The organism is Ktedonobacter racemifer DSM 44963, from assembly GCF_000178855.1.
In the GTDB taxonomy this organism is placed as follows: Bacteria; Chloroflexota; Ktedonobacteria; order Ktedonobacterales; family Ktedonobacteraceae; genus Ktedonobacter; species Ktedonobacter racemifer.
This window is the reverse complement of sequence record NZ_ADVG01000005.1, coordinates 741,314-761,785: the sequence shown is the minus strand read 5'-3', so window position 1 is coordinate 761,785 and position 20,472 is coordinate 741,314. Positions and strand designations below refer to the sequence as shown.

The window sequence follows — 20,472 nt, the reverse complement described above, 5'->3', positions numbered from 1 at the left end:
CCGAAGATTGATGAGTTTTCAGCATGCTTGAAATCCAGACGCGCTCTTTACAATGCCACTCTGATGCGGTCGAGAGGGGTTCGCCAGCAGTATCAACTCCGCGGAAGACCCACCCTCATACGGCGAGGCGTCGGCAGATCGGGTCGTCACGCCGAGAGGAATGCTCCTTGCCGGTGAGCCTCTTCTTTGGTATACTTGCCTTCTGTTGGGAGGAATGGAAGGGTCGTTGGGAACAATGTAGACACAAGGAAGGTTCGATGCCCAGAGCACCTCTTCACGCCCTGATCTGGTCCAAAGAGCAGCGCTTCTACGAGTTGTACACCCAGGGCCAGCTTGAGCAACGTTTTCAACCAGCGAAGGAAGACGCCTGGCTGGCCTGGCTCCAAGGGGTGTCCTCCTTTGCCTTCCATGGCGAAAGAGGCTCTCTCAATGTCTACCAGGAGCAGAGGCCACGTGGGGGAGCATACTGGTATGCCTATCAAACCAGAGAGGGTCGCACCCGCAAGCGCTATCTCGGACAAACGGAAAGCCTCAGTTTCTCGCGGTTAGAAGAGACGGCATACTCGCTCTTGCGCGCGCAACCGTCTGCGACTACGACAGAGCAGGAAATGATGATGCTCTCCAGCCGACTTGCTCCGCCGAGGCAGCCGAATACCCTGGTGGAGCGCGAACGCTTGCTGGCTGCACTCGATGAGGTGCTTTCGACGCCGCTGACCCTGCTTTCTGCCTCGGCGGGCTGGGGCAAAACCACGTTGCTCTCAGTTTGGGCGCATCAGCAAAAAAAGACACAGGTGGCCTGGCTCTCGCCGGACGAACTGGATAACAGCCCAACGCGCTTCTGGGTCGCGTTGATCGCTGCCCTGCGCCGCTGTCCCAGCCTGGAAGCGAACTTTGGAGAAAACGTGGTGGCTCAGTTGCAATCGCCCCAGCCACCGCCGCTTTCTAGATGCCTTTCTGTGCTTCTTCATGAGTTGGAAAGCCAGCAGGTGTACCCTGCTTCCATTGTTCTCATTGTGGATGATTATCGGGTGATAGAAGAGCCGATCATTCACCAGGGCATGGCCTTCTTTCTGGAGCACCTCCCCGCTCATCTGCACCTGATCCTCTCCAGTCGCGTGGACCCGGATCTGCCTCTCGCGCGTCTACGAGCCCACGGACAGTTGACCGAGATTCGCGCGGACGAGCTGCGCTTCCGGGAGGGCGAAGCGAATCAGTTTTTGGACAAGTTGCTCTCTCCTCCGCTCTCGGAAGAAGATTTGCGGCGTCTGGTGGGCCGGACGGAAGGCTGGATCGCTGGCCTACATCTGGTCGCGCTCACGATGCAGAAGCGTGAGGATCGCACAGCGTATCTTGAGACATTGACTGGTAGTCAGCGATATCTACTGGACTATGTACAGGAGGACATCCTGGCACGCCTGTCTCCCAATACGCGCGACTTTTTACTCCATATCGCCATTCTCTCGCGCCTGGACGCTTCTGTATGTCAGGCTATCACCGCCGCGCCAACGCGGGCGGTCAGCCAGCAGATGCTCGCGTTGCTAGAGCGAGCGAATCTCTTCCTGGTGCCCCTGGATGAGGAGCGGCAAACCTACCGGCTGCATGATCTCTTTCGTGAAGCTCTGCTCTCAGCGCTTCACACCAGCCAGCCAGAGATGGTGCCTCTCTTGCATTGTCGAGCCGCCAACTTTTATGAGGCTGAGGGACAGTGGGCTGAGGCCATTACTCATGCGCTTGCCGGAGCTTCCTTCTCCACGGCAGCGCGGCTAATGGAGCAAACAGTCGAGCAGTTCTGGATGCGTGGAGAGGCGGCAACAATGGCGCGCTGGGTACTGGCGCTGCCTGATCCGCTGGCGCATGAACACATTCGCTTGGCACTCACCACAGCGCTCTACCTGCTTCATCCCGTCACCTATTCGACCCGCGAGCAGCGCAAAAGTCGCCATCAGCAGGTGGGGCAGCTCATCGGGCGGGTCGAAACCGCCTTGCAGCATCGAGCGAATGAGACCAACCAGGAGACCTCAGCGATTCCATCCATCGATCAGGCAGCTCTGCTGCATCGGCGTCTGCGCCTATTACACGCGGGGATGGCCTTGTATGAGGCCATAGAGATCTCAGATTTTGAGCGCTTGCCCGCCCTCCATCAGGAGATGCAGGAGCTTGATCAGGATGAGGAGGTCATATGGCACATGCTTCCGCTCTTTTGTAATGTCGTCTACTACACGGCTCGACAAGAGAGAGCGAAGCTTTTGCCGCAACTGTTAGACGCCAGACAGCGAGTGCGCCAGTCGGGAAGCCACTTTGCTGCCACCAGAGTTATACAGTGGTTGGCGCTCTCAGCAGAAGAGGCGGGACAGTTACAGAAAACGAGCCAGAAAGCCCCCGTGATTTATCCGGGGGATGAATGGCTCTTCCTTGTTTGGGGTGGATTGGGTGGAGTTGGACAGTAGGACGGATCATACCACAACAGAAATGCATCCACAGCACGGCGTACCAATTCCGCGACAGGGACACCCTCTTTCTCAGCTTGCTCATGCAATTTTTGGTGTTGCTTTTCATTCAGATAAATGTTTGTACGTCTCACTCTTTCACCTCTTGCATACATCAGAATTTTGATGTATAATTATAACACAAAGGAAAGGAGCAAGGGGCGCAATGCTGATCTACGAGTACAAAGTGGATGGAACCAAGGCACAATACGCTGCCATTGATGAAGCTATCCGCATTGTGCAATTTATTCGCAATACGTGCTTGCGTTTGTGGATAGATGACCACGCGACCAGGAATGACTTGCAAATGTATTGCGCCGTCCTTGCCAAAGAACACCCCTTTGTCTTCTTGCTCAATTCTCAGGCTCGTCAAGCCAGTGCGGATCGGGCGTGGTCTGCCGTTGCACGCTTCTATGACAACTGCCGTAACCACAAGCCCGGCAAGAAAGGCTATCCCCGTTTTCAGCACGATAACCGAAGCGTCGAGTACAAGACAACCGGGTGGAAACTCGACCCTGATGGCAAGCACATCACCTTCACCGATGGGTGTGGTATTGGGAGGGTACGTTTAATCGGGAGTCGTGATCTTGCGACTCGCCCCATACCCGCCATCACTCGTGTTCGTCTCATCCGGCGTGCAGACGGCTACTACTGCCAATTTGCTATTGTTGCTCAACGACATATTGAACATATTCCCACTGGCAAGCAGGTTGGAATTGACGTTGGTTTGAAGGCGTTTTTCACCGATTCTGAAGGGAACACCGTCGAGAATCCCCGCCACTATCGCAAGGCTGAAAAGCGTCTCAAACGCTTGCAACGTCGCCTCTCACGCAAACAGAAGAAGAGCAAAAACCGCAAAAAAGCTCGTCAAGCCGTCGCCAAAGCGCATCTCAAAGTCCAAAGGCAGCGCGAAGATTTTGCCAGAAAACAGGCAAACGCGCTCGTCACATCTCACGATTTGATTGCCTTTGAAGAGTTGCAGATTCGCAACATGGTGAGGAACAGGCACCTTGCCAAGAGCATCCACGATGCTGGATGGGGGCAATTTCTGCTTTGGGTCAAGTATTATGCAGTAATACATACGATCCCTGTCATAGCAGTATTCCCCCACTACACTAGTCAAGCGTGTAGTGCGTGTGGAACGCTTGTGAAGAAAACCTTGAGTGTGCGTACGCATGTGTGTACGGGGTGTGGTGTGGTTTTAGACAGGGATCATAACGCCGCATTGAACATTTTGCAAAAAGCTCTCAGTACCGTAGGGCATACGGGAACTGATGCATCTGTGAGTGCATGAAACGCTTCTGGACAGGAGGGCCACTACACTATCTCAGCAATGGGATGGCGCAAGTCACCTGGATGAAGGAAGAATCCCCCTGGATTTATCCGGGGGAGTGTCAAACCTGGCCTATCAGGAGAGCCGGGCTGTCCTCGACCTGATCGAGCAGACGGCAAGCTATGCTCTGCTTAAAGGGTACTTTAAGGATGTCCTGGCGATAGTGTTGTATCAGTGGAATCGGCTGGAAGAGGCGCGTGGCTGGCTGCGAACGGCTATTCAGGATGCCGTTACCTGGCAGCAGGGTGATTTACTCCTGTCGGGATATATCCGCTTGATGCAAGTTGAGCTGGCGAGAGGAGACCTGCCTGCTGGAAAGCTCGCACTGCAAGAATTTGAGCAGTTGGAAGGATACCACCGCCGGAACTGGCTACCCATCATGCGAGCACAGTGGTGGCTGGCCCAGGGACAGATGAAGGAAGCAATTGACTGGGCGGTGAACGTGGTCTTTCCAGAAGGGGTATGGGAGCGCAGCTTGTATGACGCATTCCCGGTCGTGATGCGGGTGTATTTTGCAGCGCTTCGTTGGACAGAGGCGCTAGCGCTGCTAGAGCACTTTAGCGAGGGCCTGGGTCGTTCGGCCAATAGCAAGATCACCCTCACATATCTGGCCCAGTACATGGTGGCGCTGCACCACGCAGGCCAGAACGAGCGAGCCTATGAGGTCGGGGGGCGCCTGTTTGCCTTGACCGAGCCAGAGGGCTACCTGCGCGTGTACCTGGATGAAGGGGAACCGATGCGCCAGACGCTAGAGGCGTTCCTTTCTCCTCATTCCCATCAGCACGATCTGCCCGCTTCCACGATGGCCTACATCTCACAACTGCTGGCCGCAATCGCCCAGGAGCAGCGTGGCGCAACCAAATTTCTGGTGGCGAAACCTCCGCCCACGCCGGGGAGGGTCCAGGCGCGGCAGGAGTCCGCCAGTCCATCCGCGTCGGTCATTTCCCTCACGCAGCGTGAGCAGGATGTCTTGCGGTGGCTTGCCACAGGAGCCTCGAATCAGGATATCGCCCGGGCTCTGGTGATCGAGCTACCCACTGTCAAAAAGCATGTGAGCAACTTGCTTGGCAAACTGGGAGCTACCAGCCGTACGCAGGCGGTTGCCCTGGCGCGGGCTCGCTCCTTGCTCTAACGAGATTCCTCCCAACAGGTGGTCTTTCTCTTCAGGCAACTACTCCCTTTGGCATCCTTTTGGCGACTGTGGAATGCCTTGCGTTCTGTTATTCTTTGTTCAGACGCGGTGAGGCGATCCTGGTGAACTAAAATGGCTCGCCGATCCCTCGCACGGCGCGAAGGCCGTGAAACGCGAGAGATCAGCGGAGGGAGGCAGATGTACTACACGATACGGATCCGAGGACACCTGGACCCGTCCTGGCAAGACCGCTTTGGCGGGCTTTGCATTGAACAGCAGGAGACCGGGACAACGCTGCTCTCGGGAACGTTGCCGGATCAGGCCGCGTTGCATGGAGTGCTCTTCCAGATCGTCCGTCTTGGACTGACACTGCTCTCACTTGAAACGAGCGAGAGCAAAAGGAATAATGCTTGAGCATGTATGCTCAATTAAAGCTAAGAATACACTGTTTTATGATACCTGAAAGGTTGGTTATGACAATGGCTAATGAACAAATTCAGATGGTGATGATTGCGGTTACCGATATGGGATCTGCCAAAGCCTTTTACGCGGAGCAATTGGGATTTCAGGTGACCACAGACTACGGACAAGGCGACCAGCACTGGGTGACGCTTGCACTCCCAGGAGGCGGTGCCACGCTGACGCTGTCGACGTTGCATGGAAACATGAAGCCAGGATCGATGAGGATGTACCTCTCAACTTCAAACATTGAGGAGATCTACAACGGACTCAAAGCAAAGGGTGCTAAGGCCAATGATATAAAGGATGATCTGTATGGCCCGGGGTCTGGTGTCAAGTGGTTTGACCTCCGTGATCCCGATGGCAACGTGTGGCAGGTGGTTCAGTCCTAGCCGCGACCTTCTGGCGACCATCATTGCATGATCGCGGTGACCAACCTGATGGGGGCTGGCAGTCGCTCCCATCGGGTTGGGAGTGGGTCAGAACTGCTCAGACGTGTGCTGTCGGGCACATCGGCGCAAAACTGGATCAGGCGAGGTGTCGCGCCCATTGACACTACGTAAAGTAGAAAATTAGGAGCATGTATGAAACAGTCATGGCAAGATTTTGCGCTCGCTGAACCCGAACTCTCTTCATTTGGCGAGATCCGCTTGAAAAGTGGTCCAGCGTTTCTGTCAACCGTTCGTGCGGACGGAATGCCTAGAGTTCATCCTGTGACGCCAATAATTGGCGAGGGGCATCTTCTCTTGTTTATGGAGCCAACATCTCCGAAAGGGCATGATCTACAGCGTGGCTCAGGCTATGCGTTGCATTGTTGGGTAAGCAGCAATGATGGCGGCGAAGGAGAATTTAGGCTGACTGGGCATGCTCATTTCACTGATAGTCCAGCCATGCGGGAGCTTGCTACTACATACGGATATCCACCGCAGGATCACTATATTTTATTCGAGTTGACTGTAGAAAGCGCGTTTTCAACGGTGTACTCCGATACTGGTGAGCCAATACGGAAAAGATGGAAAAGCAAGCAAGGCTCTTAAATAGAAACGTGCTGATGCCATAAGGGTACTGAATCTGAGTGGGGATACTTGAAGAAATGCCGACCGTGGTTTCACCACCATGTGAGGCGACACATGTCAAGAAGCGTATATGTCCGCAGTTGAAATGCGGTGAGGTTTTCAACCTAAATGAAGATGAGGAGATTGTTATGAGCCAGTCTGAAAAGAAAATCACGCAGGATTTTGCCAAGAGCACCGAAACAACCACCAACAAGTATAAGGGATTCTCAGAAGAGGAGCGAGCCGCGATGAAGGAGCGCGCTAAAGAGCAGAAGGCGGAGGCGCGCGCCAACAAGAACAGGGCAGAAGGGGAAAGCGACGTGCTCGCGAAGATCGCCGAGATGCCAGAACCGGATCGCTCCATGGCTACGCGGATCCATGAGATCATCAAAGAGAGCGCGCCAGTCCTTTCGCCGAAAACCTGGTATGGGATGCCCGCGTATGCCAAGGACGGCAAGATCGTCTGCTTCTTCCGACCCGCCCCCAAGTTCAACACCAGATACGCAACATTCAGCTTCGAGGATAGCGCGAATCTCGACGAAGGTGCTATATGGGCGACCGCCTTCGCGCTGAAGGGGTTGACTGCTGAAGTAGAGGCGAAGATCGCTGCGCTCGTGAAGAAAGCGGTGAGCTGAGGACTGAACTCGCCACTGGCGTACTACAAAGAGAGATTTATTCTTGTAGAACGATCTATTGATGCAGCGATGGCAATCCAACATCACCAAAAGCGGGACAGATCCGAAATATGAGCAACACAGCTATTCAGATCGATCGACCTGCTCACTTTCCGGGCTCAGTGCGAATTACAGAAAAGGCTGCTCTCCATCGAATTTGGTCAGGATGAGCTTACTTCACTGCGATCTGCTCCTTACAGAAAAAGGAGCGGATCGCACGCATCTTCTCAGAGGAGAGGAGTGAAGCCACATCAAGGAAAGCTTTGCAATGGGCGGCTCCTTTAGCGGTTTTCTTCGGCCAACTGGTAGGTTACGATCACAACGCCTGTGCTCGTCGTCCTGGTGCCGACAAGCTGGAGCGTGGCTGCTGCACCGCCTTCCGGGAAGAGGCGGCGTCCCGATCCCAGCACCAGAGGGTGAATAAGGAGCACGTACGTATCGACGAGGTTCGCCTGCATGAGCGACTGGACCAACTCTCCGCTGCCCATGATCACCAGATCCGTGTCTGACTCCTGCTTGAGCCTGGCCACAGTCTCTGCAGCGTCGCCTTTGAGCAGCGTGGAGTTGATCCACGGGAGCGGTTCAGAGAGCGTGGTGGACGCGACGTACTTCGGCATGTTGTCGAGCCTTGCCGAGAAAGGGCTGTCCGTTCGCTTGGGCCAGACGGAGTAGAAGTCCTCGTAGGTGCGCCTGCCCAGTAGCAGGGCAGGGATAGTGGGCATGCTATCCCCCGCCAGCGCCATCGCGTTGTAGGGCGCTCCCCAGCCGCCGTGCTCGAAACCGCCCCGGCGATCCTCGTCTGGCCTCGCCGGGGCCTGCCTGACCCCATCGAGGGTCAGGTTCGTGAAAACAATCACTTTGCTCATGAACTCTTTTCTCCTTCTGTCGAGAAACCATGGTGTTTCTCTCGTTTGTTGGAGTATATCCTGCCTTTCCTTTGAGCGCTTGTAAAAAACCGTCATCGTCAGACAAAAGCATGGCCTGCTTGCTCATGATAGAAGTCATCGACCTGTTGAGCAAGGCGTGTAGGAGTCATGCCAGAAAAGGCTTTCATGTCGTGAATCAAATGAGACTGGTCAGTGAAGTTAAGAGCAGCTGCCACATCGGTCAGCCGTGCAAAGCGCCTGGTTTTGATGAGGTGGATCGCTGCATTAAAGCGCTTTACCCGAAGATACGCCTGGGGGGTCAGGCCCACCGCCTGGGTGAAGCGCCTTTCAAACTGGCGTTCAGAGAGATGGAACGTGTTCAGCAAGTCTTTGACATGCAGCGAACCAATGTGCGCGTGGATCAAACGGAGGCTTTCTTCCACGAGCGTATCTCGCGGTTTCTCCTGCTTGAGCAGAGCCACCAAGAAGGTGGTGAGAAGCGCTATCTGTTCCTGCCCGCTCCGGGCTTCCATCAATTGACTTGTCAAATCGAGAGCCCCACACTCCTGAGGACCTATCCATCCGGGAGCAAGTTGCGAGGCATTGATTCCAAAGAGGGTTTTGAGGGCGGAAGGCTTGAAAATCACATGCACCGTTGTGAAAGCTGTTTTTTTGTATGTCATGACGCTGGGCTCGATCACGGGTCCAGAGAGAAAGAGGGGAGGTGGGCAAAAGCTGCGTCCCGAATGGGTGACGATGTGTTCAAGAGCAGCGTGCCCCTTATTGTGATGAAAGACCATTCCTGGCGCACCAGTGGGAGAAACTTTAATGGTCACAGCTTCCTCGCCACGATAGTCGGCGATCCTTACGCACTCTACCTCGTTTTTGAGGATGGCTGGAGGTGGGAGAATGGCAAAGTGGATCGAGTGCATACAACACATTCCTTCGTTTCATGAAACGACGCATTATCCGATGGTTCTTTCTCAATTCTTCTTCTTTTGCTTGCCTGCAAAGCTGGTAACGGCGAGAGATGAGGCAATCTTACTATCTCCTCTCTGGCTTGCTCTTTATCTCCCCCTTCTTCGTCAAAAGTTCACAACAGCCTCTAGGCAGGTATCATCAGCGAGTCACGCTATTTGGCGATGACCCTGCGCAGAAAGATTGCAACAGGGACACTCTCGCGTAAATGGAGAATGTGTTCCTTCAACAAGCGTGCTCAATTGTGATTTGGCGCTCTTTTGCCAGGGTGTCAACGAGGCTCCTTGATTTCCTGATGGATGTTTGCTCTCTTTTTCCATCCACTCCCCTCGTTGCATTCGCACCTTGCGCAGAAAGCTTCTTGATTACCAGGACCCCTGTTCAGACAGATGTGAGAGGTGTAAAATACGGTTTCTGTTTGGCTCATACGCATTTTTGCTGAGACAGACGTTCCAAGCGTAACTTCTCCTGATGCGTTACCCCCGATCCATGGAGCACCCGCAGGCGAAGCTGCTCAAAGCTGGCTCGGCCATAGGCTTGCCTCTTGATCAATTTCAGACGATGCACCTGGGCCTCGGTCTGCCCATTGCTGACAGCCGTTTCAAGCGCTCCATAGACAGCATCGTAATCGCGATAGATGCCTGCGGCCAGGCTACGCAACTCAGAAATGCCACTGGTCTCGGCCTCTTTGAGCCAACGTGGTAAGACGGCTACTTGCCGCTGGGTAATCATCGTGCGAAAATCCTGCGCCAACTGATAGGCTTGTCCCAGTTCTTCGTCTTCGATGCGCAGTGGCTCCAGTTGCCACCAAATTTGCCGCCATTTGAGTTTGCGCGGATTGCAGACAAAGAGCCAGGCAGCCTGATGAGCTGAAAGGGGCTTTCTGGATACTCCGCGAGCAGTTTGCTGCTTGCGTTGCTGATAGGCTTGCTGCCATTCTGGCTCGCAACGTTTGGATCGCAGATAGTCAAAGACGATGGTGTCGCCGCCGCGAAATCCTTGCTCTCGGATTTCCGCGATCAGATCGGTCACGCTGGGTTGTCCTTCTGCAAGGCGCTGATGAAGATAGTCTTTGTAAGGATCGAGCTTGCTTTTGTGCCTGTTGGGTCGAACTTGTTCACGAAACTCTGGAGCACGGATGTAGGCATGAACCGTGTCCCGATTGAGTCCCACCAGGGTAGCAATCGCTGTCTGGCTCATCCCTTGTTTGTGCAGCTTGATCACCTCCTCGTAACGATCCTTGCGCCTGGCACGTCGGGCTTGTCGTTGCTCTTCGGTAGGCGTCAAGGGCCTGGCTTCCTGTTGCTCCTGCTGGTTGCATGATGGCTCTGCGCCCTGGTTCTGAGCCTGTTCTTGAGTCACCACCTGCTTGAGGATCTCATGCTTGCGCTCAAAGAGGCGTTGCATTGCGGCTTGACGGTTGAGCAGCAGATGGAATCTGTCAGCAATCTGTCGTGCCTGTGGGGCTCCACGTCTGGCAGCATCAGCATAGGCACCAGCACGATCGCGGCTAATAATTTCTACACCAGGATGCTCGACAAGCCACCTGATCACGGTTTCGGCCTCCCTATCAGGAAGCACATCTACCACTTGATGGGTTTCCTGATCGATGAGCAGCGTGCCCCATCGAGACCCCTTCTTCCACGCAAAATCATCGAGCCCTAAAATGCGCGGAGCTGAAACCTGTGGCGGTTCAGCTCTCTGCATGAGCCGCAGTAAGGTATCATGACTGGTTTGCATGCTTAGCAGTTTTGCGATCCGTGCTCCCGCCTTGCCTCCCAACGCAAAGGCGATTTCACACAAGATCGCGGCCTGCTTCTCCGTTCGACGAGCAGGAGCACAAGTGGGGAGCCGTTCCGTAAAAATCACCCGTTGGCAGGTGGTATTCTCACACCAGAAGCGACGGACGTCAACGAGCCAGCGAACCTGTTGCCCGCAGCAGGGCAGGTCGCCGAGGGTACGAATATAGTGTGAGTGAACGCGATCAGCAGTATGCCCGCAGACAGGACAAGTGACCACACTTCCCGTCGTTTTTGCGGTAGCAATAATCATCTTCGTCTCTTCATTCACCTCAACGCTGACCAGGGCAAGATATGCCTCGTCGGGGAGCAATAAAACGCTTGCCATGTTTGTGGGCCTCCTTCCCATCCTGACCACAATCATCAGCAAATGAGTATATCGCTTCTTCCGGCATCTGGCTATTAAAAGCGCATAAACAAAGCTACATCTCAAACATGGAACGTTCGTCTCAGCAAAAATGCGTATGAGCCAAACGCTCACCGTACTTTACAAGAGGAATAGTGCTGGGTTTGCCAGGAACTTTTATACTAGATGGTGGGGATAACCAGAGTCTGTTTTCTGGAGAGGCAAGGAGGCATTGAACGATGACCAGTGTCACCACAGAAAGGATCACCACCTATGGTTATTCATGATGCAGCCACCCTTGTACGTACCCTCTATAGCCTGTACAATGCCCATCAAACTGACGCGGATTGGCTCGATAAAATAAGCATGCTTGTCTCTGAAAACTGCGAAGCGTTGAACGCTTCAACTGGCCATATATGTCGGGGGAAGGAAGGCTTTAAGCAATGCCTCCTCAATTGGAGTATCGCTTTTCCTGAAAGCTCGAACGAGATCACGAATGTCGTCGCGACCAACGATCAAGCCGCTGTTGAGTTCATCAGTCGCGGGACGCATAGCGGCGTTCTGCACACCCTGAAAGGCGACATTCAGCCAACAAACCGCAAAATCGAACTGCGCTGCTGCGATGTGTATCGCATCAGCAACAACGAGATTGTCACCCAGCACAGCTACTACGATGCTCTGGGATTGCGGGAGCAACTCGGCCTGACGCCAGCACGGCAAGGGCAGCGTGGCGAATCGCCACAGCAAGAGTAGCGTGACGGTTTGAGAAGTGAAGTGCCAGAAAACTGGCGCTTCGCTTTTGTTTTTTCTCTTGCTTCCCCCTGGCGGGTCAAACCTTTCGCTCTGGTCGGCTTGGCTCCCGATGGTTGCCGGACACTCCCCAGATACTGACCAGCGCGATCTGCTCCAGCAAGCTCGTTTTTTCTCCATCTGATCATTTTTGCCCTTCCACCAGGTCAAGGAGTCACGCTCTTTTGAAAAAGCTTGTTGCAAATGAGATGCGCAGACTTTTCAAAAGAGCGTGACTCCCTGATCATCTATAGCAAATACAATAAGGCTATGTCTTTCCAGACATATGATACAACACACTCCTGGTTATAGCAGAGCCATCGCTTCATACTATCACTGCACTGTTTTTGTTCAAACGAACCGTGCGCAAACCAGCGGAAGAGATTCTATCAGGAGGACAATATATGTCACAGAAAGACGATTTGAGCCAGCAATCGCCAGTATACGCGGTTCGAGAGCATTCTCCCCGTCATCGCGTGGGAGTCTATATTCAAGCAAGAGATACGGCAGAGGCCATTATCAGAATATGCGAGGCCGAGCACGCAGGCGTCCAACAAGCCTGGATGGCTATGGGAGGCGCAGGCTTTGCGGATATCTTGACCGTTCTGGCGGTTGCTGCCACTCGGACCGAAAGGATCAAACTGGGAACAGCGATTGTGCCCGCCTCTACGCGCCATCCTCTGGTGATGGCACAGCAGGCCCTCGCTGTGCATGATCTCGCTCCAGAACGCTTGCGATTAGGGATTGGTTCCGGCAATCCATTGTTCCTTGAGAACCGATATGGCTTGCCGCAGAGAGCGCCCCTGAGCTATCTCAAAGAGTATCTGGAGGTGCTGCGCGGCGTGTTATGGGAGGGAAGGATCGACTACCAGGGTGAATTTTTCCAGGTGGCGGATACCTTGCCACGCACAGCTCCGGTTCCTCTGCTCATCTCGACATTGGGCTTGAAGGCGTTCCGACTTGCGGGAGAGATTGCTGATGGGGCTCTTGCCTCGCTGTGTCCTGTTCCCTATCTGCTCAACCAGGCGCTGCCTGCCTTGCGAGCCGGAGCCGAGGAAAAGTCTCGCCCAGCTCCCCCCGTCATCGCGTGTTTGCCGGTCGCTATAAGTCAGGATGAAGCAGCGGTGAGCGTTGCAGTGCGTCGACTGATACAACAGTTAGCACAGGCGGGTGCGCACGCTCGCATGTTTGCTCAAGCTGGTTGGGCTTCCGCTGTGCATGGCGATGAGGCGGCGTTGCATGCCTTGGCACAGGCACTCGTGATCAGTGGCAATGAGGTGACGGTGAGAGAGCGTGTGCATGAGCTGTTAGCGAGTGGTCTGGATGAACTGCTGCTTTTAGCCATACCCATTGTGGATGAGGCAATGGAGCGAAAACAATTGCTCCATCTCATCGGTTCCCTTTAACATCCTCGCCATCTGGACGCTCATTGAAGCAAGAGATCGCCTTCCCACATCTGGGGAAGGCGATCTCTTGCTTCAATGAGTTGGGTTTTCCTCTCGTATCACAAAGAAAGAAGGCGCCGTCGAAAAAGCTTGGACTTCCGCGCGCACCAGCGAGGCGATCACGTTACGCAGCAGATAACCCTGCCCGGTATCGGCGTCGGTGCGTAGCAAATCGGGAGAGAGCGTCACCTGCCAGGGAGCGTCTACTGGTTGGCGCTTCCCGATCATTCTGGCTTCGACGCGCAGTGTCGTGTTTACCTCATCCATACTTGTTTCTCTACACCATCTAACTAGCGATAGAATCCATTGGCACTCCCCCTGCTAAAGCAAGGGGGATTCTTCTTTCATCCAGCCCGCTTGCCCGTTCTGGCCTTGCGACCAGAACGCGTAGAGGCGTTCTGTCCAGAAGCGTTCGGTGTGGCTTGCGCCTCACCCGTTCCTGTCTGCCCGACAGTACGATATGCCTTTGCTAAAATGTTGCGCGCCCCATTGTGATCGCGGTCAAGCACCACGCCACAGGAGGGACAGATGTGGGTCCTCACACTGAGCGACTTCTTGACCCGTGCACCACAGGCGCTACAATCCTGGCTCGTGAACGCTGGCTCGACGGCGATGACGGGGATGTGATGCAAGGCTGCATAGTAGTTGAGCCACCCAATGAAGCGGCCCCAGGCTGCATCACTGATCGACTTTGCCAGTTTGCGGTTCTTCACCAGATTGGCTATTCTCAGGTGCTCATAAGCAATCAGATCGTGAGATGTGATCAGCGCGTTCGCCGTCTTTCTGGCGAAATCTTCACGCTGCCTCTGAACCTTGAGATAGCCTTTGGCAAGCTTCTTTCTTGCCTTCTTGCGCTGCTGCGATTTCTTCTGGGTGCGAGAAAGGCGACGATGCAACCGCTTGAGCTTGCGTTCAGCCTTTCTCAGATGGCGCGGGTTGGCGACGGTGTTGCCCTCTGCATCGGTCAAGAACGCTTTGAGTCCGAGATCAATGCCTGTGTGCGTGCCAGTTGGCACATGCTCAATGTGCCGTTCAGCTTGTATCGCAAATTGCGCATAGTAGCCATCGGCACGCCGGATGAGACGAACGCGATTGATAGCGGGTAGGGGACGAGTAGCAAGATCACGACTCCCGATCAGACGCAAACGACCGATCCCACAGCCATCGGTGAAGGTGAGATGTCTGCCATCTGGCTCAAGCCGCCAGCCAGTCTGTTTGTACTCGACACTGCGGCAATCGTGCTGAAATTGGGGATAGCCTTTCTTGCCGGGCTTCTGGTTGCGGCAATTGTCATAGAAGCGGGAGATCGCAACCCATGCGCGATCAGCAGCGGCTTGCCGGGCCTGAGAATTGAGCAGGATGGCAAAGTCGTACGCTTTGGCAAGCTCAGAGCAAAAGCATTGCAGATCGTTGCGGTTGATGCCACGAGTATCCATCCAGAGGCGCAGGCACTTGTTGCGGATGAACTGGGTCACGCGTATGGCTTCATCAATGGCTCGATATTGGGCCTGTGTGCCATCCAGTTTGTACTCATAGATCAGCATACCGTTTCTTGCTCCTTCCCTCTTGATGTGCTATATTGTACATCAAAATGTTGATGTATGCAAGAGGTGAAAGAATGAAACGTACAAATATTTATCTGAACGAGAAACAACACCAGAAATTATATGAGCAAGCTGAGAAAGAGGGTGTTCCGGTTGCGGAATTGGTACGGCGTGCCGTTGATGCGTTTCTTCTGTGGTACGATCCAACGTATCAACCCGACCCAACCCACCCCAAAACAAGGACTCGCCATTCATCCCCTGCTTAAAAGACGGGGGCTTTCTGGCTCGTTTCTTGTAATATTCATGGCGTTTGACTGTTGCTGATCAGCTTTCATTTGTAAGGTAGTATACCCCTGAAGAGCGCACAAAGCGGTTATGCGTCAAGAAGGTGGCAGCACCCATACGATGAGGCTTGGGGCTGTGAACACGTGTGTGAACGAGGGCAATGCGCTGCTCCTCGGCTCGTTGGGGAAATTACCAAATTTTTGTATTTTATAAATAGTGCAACTATTTTGTTGTTTCTTTTGAGAAGCACTTGCATTTTCCTATAGACGCTGAGCCATTTAAAGACCATACCCCAGAGGAATGTCGCATTGTATATGAGGAATGTCTGCGTTTTTCCTATCGGAGGGGCCCTCATCTCTTCTGGGAGAGGTAATTAGCCAGGTGTTTGTTGGCAGACTATGGCTTTCGGTATGCTCCAACAATGGTTGCTTCTGTGACCAGCGTTGGGTAAATCTAAACTATGTTTTTATCCGCGGAGGAGACATTGTTACCTTGCTCATGGTTAAGGGGAAACATTCTAAAAAGCCCAGCCTTTCTGATAAAATAGAAGAAAGTGAATTGTAGGAGAGACTCTTTATGCAAGGACGACAGCAAAAGCCCACGGGATGCGCAACGAGCTGTATCTCATCAGTAATCTGGCTTGAAAGCATCCTTCCTGACCTTCTGCGTCCATAAGGCAGAGGTATTTCTGATCCCTTGCCAGTCAAAAGCGCAAGTAGTGAGCGAACCTGTGAAGGTTCTTTCATCGAAAGTGCTTCTCGTTGCGCATCCCATGGGTTGACACGGTTCCAACGGGAGAGTTGGAAGCTAACATCATCTCTGAACTTTTTTCAGAGATACCCCATTGTTAACAGGCGTTCTCCTGTCCGGGCAAAACCTTCCTCCGAAGGGATCGCTACATCAAACGTATCCGCAAGGCGATCAATCACGTTAAAAAGCGCACAGACTACCAGAGCATCTTCGATAGCCTGCTCGCTCACACCTGCTACCCGCAAAGGAGTGATATCGTCAGGTCCAACTTCAAAGGGGGTCAGCGTCATCTTCTCCAGCAGACCCAGGGTTGCCCGTATCTTCTCATCAATGGGAGCGGTCTGCCACTCTTGCAGGACAGCGTTGACCAGATCACCCTCAAGCGCCTGCGACGCAACTGCGCCGTGAGCACCTGCTCAATAGGCACACTGATTTTTGCGCGAGACAAAGGCCGCGAACAACTCGCGCTCGCCGATGCTCCAGTCGGACTGCCCTCGCAGCACTTCCTGCAGGTAAGCTGAGAAAGGTTGCCCAAATACGTGAGAGCGATAGGTCATGATACGCCCAATATCGGAAGCGGGTTCGCCCTTCAACACCTGTTCAATGACTTTGAGCCGCATCAATTTCTCCTTTCAGTGCGCTCAGCCCCCGCTCTAGTCGGGCCATGCCAGCACCCAAAGCAGCACTCAAGGTCAACTCAAAAATGGCATCCTCACTATACCCTGCCGCACACAACGCTTCGATGTCCTGATCAGTAACCTTGTAAGCAGAGAGAGCAACCTTGGTAATATAACCTTCCAACGCTGCAGGGACATGACCGATCTGGTGAGATGCGCGCCCGCTCAACTTCGCCGCCTGCGCCTCGACAGCGTGTCGAAGCAGAGAGTCAACCTCGCCTGGACTATTGAGCACTCCATCGCTCAATGCCTGTGTGTATCTTGCATACCGGCTGTCCATGAGAAAAATACTCCTTTTTCTTCAGGAAGACATCGAGAAAGGGCTTCGACCAGCCCGTCTTCCTTTCCTGTTCGGGATGAATCTCAAGAAAATATTTTAAAGTGGGAATGCATTGTTCTCAATAGGTAGGAACCTACGTCACTGTTCAGATTTCCCCTAAGAAGATGGTTGGCCTTAAAGGCTTCCTCGCTCAGGGCAGCACTGGAAATAGTCTTTACTCCATTTAAGGAACTGGATCTCCTCTCGCATTGTAACCATTGTACAGTAAATAGGAGTAAAAAATACAGCAGGCCGTGTGCCTCGACAAGTCACTCTCAAAATTCCGTACATTAAGCCGGGATCCCCACAAGTCGAACCAGATAGAGAAGATACTCGCCTGATGAGTACATCCGGAAAGACAAAGCCACTCAGAATAGTCGCCGTGACCAGTACAGCCGCTCCAAGGTGTTATCACGTCATATTCTACGGGGCTTTCTTGAATCTGGAGCATCCACTCTCCTTCAGTTGTTACCGCGAGATAGAACACCCCTGGTTCATGGATGGGCTCACTGCTTGCACTTCCATCACAAGGTGCTGTTTCCCCCAGTGAATGCCCTTGACGATCATCAATCTGGAGGGTCAATGCGGTAGAGGATGATGTACATCTCCAGGACACACTCCACTGTTGATACATGGTAAAGCTTCCGAGAAGACGTGTCCCATGGCTATGCATCGTGTACAGAATTATCCAGGGGATGAGAATGTGTTGGGATGGCTGGCTCATCTGGAAAAAGATCACCAGGCCAAGGAAAAAAGCGAGAAGAAGGATTGCAAGATGTCGCTTCATTGGGTAGGCCCCTCCCATACTACATGCACTGAGGGGCTCATCGTATCGAAATTCGTGCATGAAAGCAACAAACAGGCGCTTTCATCCCAGATCAGCTGAAGCAAAGCCAGCCATGTTTCGAAAGAGGCCAGTTCTCCCATTGTGTTTCGTCATCCCGGTTCTGTTCACCCTAGGGGCTTCTTCCCATCTCTTCCAAAAACGGAGGTAAAAGAAGCCAACAGTGCTTGAAAGCACATGCAAATCTATGCTACGCTCAACTGCGTTAGCAAAACAATACAGATGAAAAGGAAGCAAGCATGACAACCAAACCAGTTATTCTTGCCCATATCCAGGTTGATCCAACGGCACCAGAGAAGCTCACAGGTGGCGAAATTCAGTGTCTAGAGCCCTGGAATATTGGTGATGGGACGCTTTCACCCCTTGCTTTTTCCTGTGACGACTCCCCACCTGTCACTTATACACAAATATGAACGTTTGCAGAAGATCCTCAGAATGATGCGAGGGAAAGGTGTTGAAAAAAAAGCCCCTTGATGCACAATGATGTGCTTTCAGCTTGGCGAGACAAGCGACTTTTTCACCGAACGTGTGTCACCTCTCGTGTGGGGAAAAACGAGGCACCTGCAGCGCATCGCTTCCGCGTTTTTTCTCGAGATCGCATATTTGTGTATAAGTGACAGCATTCACGCCGGGGATGAATCGCCCTCCCGCATACGTGTGAGGAACGAAAAAAGCATGTCCTCTAGAACTTGCGTTCTTCACGACGCTCTGGTACAATAGACGTGCGAGGATCGATCGCACCTATGAGATTGAAGGAGGAGCGGGCGTGCCAAAGACATGCCAGGGACAACGGAAGAAGAAGGAACGGCAGGAGAAACGGCCTGCCACCCCCACCTTCCTGCTCGAGCTGCCCCTGGTCATCGATGCAGGGCAAGCCGCCCGTCTGCGTGCCCACCTGGAAGCCGCTCGCCACCTCTACAATGCCATCCTCTCCCAGGGCCAACAGCGCCTGCGCCGCATGCGCGCTGACCCCGCCTGGCAAGAGGCCCGCGCCATTCCTCGTACCCACAAGGCCGAACGGGCCGCTGCATTTACCACCTTGCGCAAAACGTATGGCTTCAGTGAAGCGGCCTTGCATGAAGCCGTCAAAGGCTTGCGCGTCGGCTGGATTGCCGAGCATATCGAGGCGGTCCTCGCCCAAACCCTGGCGACCCGTGCCTATCGCGCCCTCAATCGCGTCTGCCTGGGCCAAGCCAGGCGGGTGCGTTTCAAAAGCCGAGGACGCGGCTTCTCCAGCATTGAGAACAAGCGCAACGACACCAGCCTGCGCTTTGTCCTGCAACCACCCGAGGAGGGAAAGGCAGGGTATCTGCTCTGGAACGGAGACCGGCTGCCCGCTCTCATCGATTGGAAGGATGAAGTGGTGACCCATGGGCTCAGGCACCGCATCAAGTATGCTCGCCTCATCCAGCGTCCTGCCAGTAGTTCCAGGGCGGAGGGAGCCGATGCCGAGGGCTATCGCTATTTCGTGCAGCTGGCCCTGGAGGGCAAGCCTCACCACAAACCCAAGCACACCATCGGCAAGGGGATCATTGGAGGCGATGTGGGACCCTCGACCCTGGCGCTCGTTCCCCAGGAGGGAGAGGCAAGCCTGGAGGTGTTCTGTGCCGAACTGGCTCCCCAGGCCCGTGCCATTCGTCGCTTGCAGCGGCAGATGGACCGGCAGCGGCGGGCAGCCAACCCTGAGAACTACGACGAGAAGGGGCGCATCAAGAAGCAGGGCAACAAGAAGCTGCGCTGGAAACAGAGCAAGCGCTACCAGGTCACCCGACGACGCAAGGCGACCAAAGAGCGCAAACTGGCCGCGCACCGCAAGAGCCTGCATGGGCGCAAGGTGCATCAGGTGGTGAAGCTGGGCACCACCATCATCATCGAAAAGATTTCCTACAAGGCCTGGCAAAAGCAATTTGGCAAGAGCGTGGGACTGAGAGCACCAGGGATGTTTGTAGACATGTTGAGACGCACCGTTGCAAGCACGGGCGGCACCCTCCTCGAAGTTCCCACACGTACAACGGCGCTGAGCCAATGGTGTCATGGGTGCGGCAAGCGGGTCAAAAAGCCGCTTTCGCAGCGTTGGCATCAGTGCTCCTGTGGCGTGGGTCCCGTCCAACGCGACCTGTACTCGGCGTATCTTGCTGCCTACCTTGATCCAGCAGACCCCATTCCCTCGTGTGCCCGATACCAGGGGTATTGGGAAGGTGCGGAAGCGCGCCTCATGGCAGCACACGAGCGTCTCACACAACGCGCGAAAGAGGGGCAGACCTTGCCCCGAAGCTTTGGTATCCCCAGAGCCAGAGCGCGTCTGCCGAAAAGTTCAGGGGAACCACCACTAGAGCCAGCTCTTCTCCTTGGGGGTGAAGAACGGGAAGCGTGGGCCGAACCTCTGGAACCCCCGCTGCTTTAGCACGGGGAGCTCTCAGTGGGAATTGGTGCTCAGGTACAGATACTGGTATCCAATTGGTGCAGGAAGTGCTTTGCACCTGTACAAATCTTTAGTCTTTCACTGCTTTTATCCATTTTTTTATGTCTTTTTGAACGGAGTAGAGTATTCTGAACGTCTTTGAGGAGATAAAGTACCTCTAGAAGCCAACCTACATGCAAATGCCTTTTTATGCAATATTTGCATTCGTTATGGTATACTCTTCCGAAAGAATCTTACGTTCTCTGTGCTGTGATTCAGCACCAGAGGGG

Annotated in this window: 21 protein-coding genes; 13 read left to right on the top strand and 8 right to left on the bottom strand. The window is 53.9% G+C overall.

Annotated elements, in window-relative coordinates; translation table 11 throughout:
• The first annotated feature begins 257 nt into the window (after nt 1-257).
• Entirely contained in the window at nt 258-2,447 is a 2,190-nt protein-coding gene (locus KRAC_RS64660) for a DUF6788 family protein (protein WP_052569420.1), read from the top strand.
• Here KRAC_RS64660 and KRAC_RS68625 read toward each other — a convergent pair.
• The gene (locus KRAC_RS68625; RefSeq protein ID WP_244422638.1) at nt 2,387-2,602 is read right to left on the bottom strand and encodes a ribbon-helix-helix domain-containing protein; all 216 of its coding nucleotides are present in this window, start codon (nt 2,600-2,602) and stop codon (nt 2,387-2,389) included. The two genes, KRAC_RS64660 and KRAC_RS68625, sit on opposite strands and share 61 nt — an antisense overlap.
• A 50-nt stretch (nt 2,603-2,652) precedes the next feature.
• On the opposite strand from KRAC_RS68625, the gene KRAC_RS57315 reads away from it, so the two are divergent.
• The 7 genes from KRAC_RS57315 to KRAC_RS57290 all read left to right on the top strand — a co-directional run bounded on the left by KRAC_RS57315 (nt 2,653) and on the right by KRAC_RS57290 (nt 7,100).
• Complete coding sequence (locus KRAC_RS57315) at nt 2,653-3,780, top strand: RNA-guided endonuclease InsQ/TnpB family protein (protein ID WP_007922558.1); 1,128 nt, start codon at nt 2,653-2,655, stop codon at nt 3,778-3,780.
• Nucleotides 3,773-4,951, top strand: a complete 1,179-nt coding sequence (locus KRAC_RS78935; RefSeq protein ID WP_274532243.1) for a LuxR C-terminal-related transcriptional regulator — start codon at nt 3,773-3,775, stop codon at nt 4,949-4,951. Before KRAC_RS57315 ends, KRAC_RS78935 begins: the two co-directional genes overlap by 8 nt.
• Nucleotides 4,952-5,149: 198 nt before the next feature.
• Nucleotides 5,150-5,365, top strand: a complete 216-nt coding sequence (locus tag KRAC_RS57305; protein ID WP_007922789.1) for a hypothetical protein — start codon at nt 5,150-5,152, stop codon at nt 5,363-5,365.
• Nucleotides 5,366-5,424: 59 nt separating this feature from the next.
• Nucleotides 5,425-5,802 (top strand): glyoxalase superfamily protein, encoded by a 378-nt coding sequence (locus KRAC_RS57300; RefSeq protein ID WP_007922787.1) that lies wholly within the window; start codon nt 5,425-5,427, stop codon nt 5,800-5,802.
• A gap of 27 nt (nt 5,803-5,829) precedes the next feature.
• On the top strand, nt 5,830-5,973 hold the full coding sequence (locus tag KRAC_RS73385; RefSeq protein ID WP_157508325.1) for a hypothetical protein: 144 nt from the start codon (nt 5,830-5,832) through the stop codon (nt 5,971-5,973).
• Between the two features lie 21 nt (nt 5,974-5,994).
• Nucleotides 5,995-6,447, top strand: coding sequence for a pyridoxamine 5'-phosphate oxidase family protein (locus KRAC_RS64655; RefSeq protein ID WP_007922784.1), 453 nt, complete (start codon nt 5,995-5,997; stop codon nt 6,445-6,447).
• Nucleotides 6,448-6,614: 167 nt separating this feature from the next.
• The gene (locus KRAC_RS57290) at nt 6,615-7,100 is read left to right on the top strand and encodes an iron chaperone (RefSeq protein ID WP_007922783.1); all 486 of its coding nucleotides are present in this window, start codon (nt 6,615-6,617) and stop codon (nt 7,098-7,100) included.
• A gap of 320 nt (nt 7,101-7,420) precedes the next feature.
• Here KRAC_RS57290 and KRAC_RS57285 read toward each other — a convergent pair whose 3' ends face one another.
• The 3 genes from KRAC_RS57285 to KRAC_RS57275 all read right to left on the bottom strand — a co-directional run bounded on the left by KRAC_RS57285 (nt 7,421) and on the right by KRAC_RS57275 (nt 11,110).
• On the bottom strand, nt 7,421-8,005 hold the full coding sequence (locus KRAC_RS57285; RefSeq protein ID WP_007922781.1) for a dihydrofolate reductase family protein: 585 nt from the start codon (nt 8,003-8,005) through the stop codon (nt 7,421-7,423).
• A gap of 98 nt (nt 8,006-8,103) precedes the next feature.
• The gene (locus tag KRAC_RS57280) at nt 8,104-8,937 is read right to left on the bottom strand and encodes a helix-turn-helix domain-containing protein (RefSeq protein WP_007922780.1); all 834 of its coding nucleotides are present in this window, start codon (nt 8,935-8,937) and stop codon (nt 8,104-8,106) included.
• Nucleotides 8,938-9,406: 469 nt separating this feature from the next.
• Nucleotides 9,407-11,110: an ISL3 family transposase gene (locus KRAC_RS57275; RefSeq protein ID WP_007922778.1), complete on the bottom strand. Its 1,704-nt coding sequence runs from the start codon at nt 11,108-11,110 to the stop codon at nt 9,407-9,409.
• A 291-nt stretch (nt 11,111-11,401) separates the two neighbouring features.
• Here KRAC_RS57275 and KRAC_RS64650 point away from each other — a divergent pair, with 291 nt between their 5' ends.
• Both KRAC_RS64650 and KRAC_RS57265 read left to right on the top strand, forming a co-directional pair.
• Nucleotides 11,402-11,881 (top strand): ester cyclase, encoded by a 480-nt coding sequence (locus tag KRAC_RS64650; protein WP_007922777.1) that lies wholly within the window; start codon nt 11,402-11,404, stop codon nt 11,879-11,881.
• A 440-nt stretch (nt 11,882-12,321) separates the two neighbouring features.
• Complete coding sequence (locus tag KRAC_RS57265) at nt 12,322-13,323, top strand: LLM class flavin-dependent oxidoreductase (protein ID WP_007922775.1); 1,002 nt, start codon at nt 12,322-12,324, stop codon at nt 13,321-13,323.
• A 72-nt stretch (nt 13,324-13,395) separates the two neighbouring features.
• Here the strand turns inward: KRAC_RS57265 and KRAC_RS57260 are convergent, their stop codons facing one another.
• Both KRAC_RS57260 and KRAC_RS57255 read right to left on the bottom strand, forming a co-directional pair.
• Nucleotides 13,396-13,629 (bottom strand): hypothetical protein, encoded by a 234-nt coding sequence (locus KRAC_RS57260; protein ID WP_007922773.1) that lies wholly within the window; start codon nt 13,627-13,629, stop codon nt 13,396-13,398.
• 77 nt (nt 13,630-13,706) lie between these two features.
• Nucleotides 13,707-14,906, bottom strand: coding sequence for an RNA-guided endonuclease InsQ/TnpB family protein (locus tag KRAC_RS57255; RefSeq protein ID WP_007922766.1), 1,200 nt, complete (start codon nt 14,904-14,906; stop codon nt 13,707-13,709).
• Between the two features lie 74 nt (nt 14,907-14,980).
• Here KRAC_RS57255 and KRAC_RS57250 point away from each other — a divergent pair, with 74 nt between their 5' ends.
• Nucleotides 14,981-15,172 carry a ribbon-helix-helix domain-containing protein gene (locus tag KRAC_RS57250; RefSeq protein WP_007922764.1) on the top strand — a complete coding sequence of 64 codons (192 nt, stop codon included), beginning with the start codon at nt 14,981-14,983 and terminating at the stop codon, nt 15,170-15,172.
• A gap of 849 nt (nt 15,173-16,021) precedes the next feature.
• Here KRAC_RS57250 and KRAC_RS68620 read toward each other — a convergent pair.
• Entirely contained in the window at nt 16,022-16,561 is a 540-nt protein-coding gene (locus KRAC_RS68620; RefSeq protein ID WP_007922762.1) for a peroxidase-related enzyme, read from the bottom strand.
• Nucleotides 16,542-16,898, bottom strand: coding sequence for a carboxymuconolactone decarboxylase family protein (locus KRAC_RS64635; protein ID WP_007922761.1), 357 nt, complete (start codon nt 16,896-16,898; stop codon nt 16,542-16,544). The genes KRAC_RS68620 and KRAC_RS64635 overlap by 20 nt, the downstream gene beginning before the upstream one ends.
• 1,122 nt (nt 16,899-18,020) lie before the next feature.
• On the opposite strand from KRAC_RS64635, the gene KRAC_RS73380 reads away from it, so the two are divergent.
• Nucleotides 18,021-18,194, top strand: a complete 174-nt coding sequence (locus tag KRAC_RS73380) for a hypothetical protein (RefSeq protein WP_007922759.1) — start codon at nt 18,021-18,023, stop codon at nt 18,192-18,194.
• Nucleotides 18,195-18,547: 353 nt separating this feature from the next.
• Nucleotides 18,548-20,185, top strand: coding sequence for a hypothetical protein (locus KRAC_RS57230; RefSeq protein ID WP_007922758.1), 1,638 nt, complete (start codon nt 18,548-18,550; stop codon nt 20,183-20,185).
• The last annotated feature ends 287 nt before the right edge of the window (nt 20,186-20,472 follow it).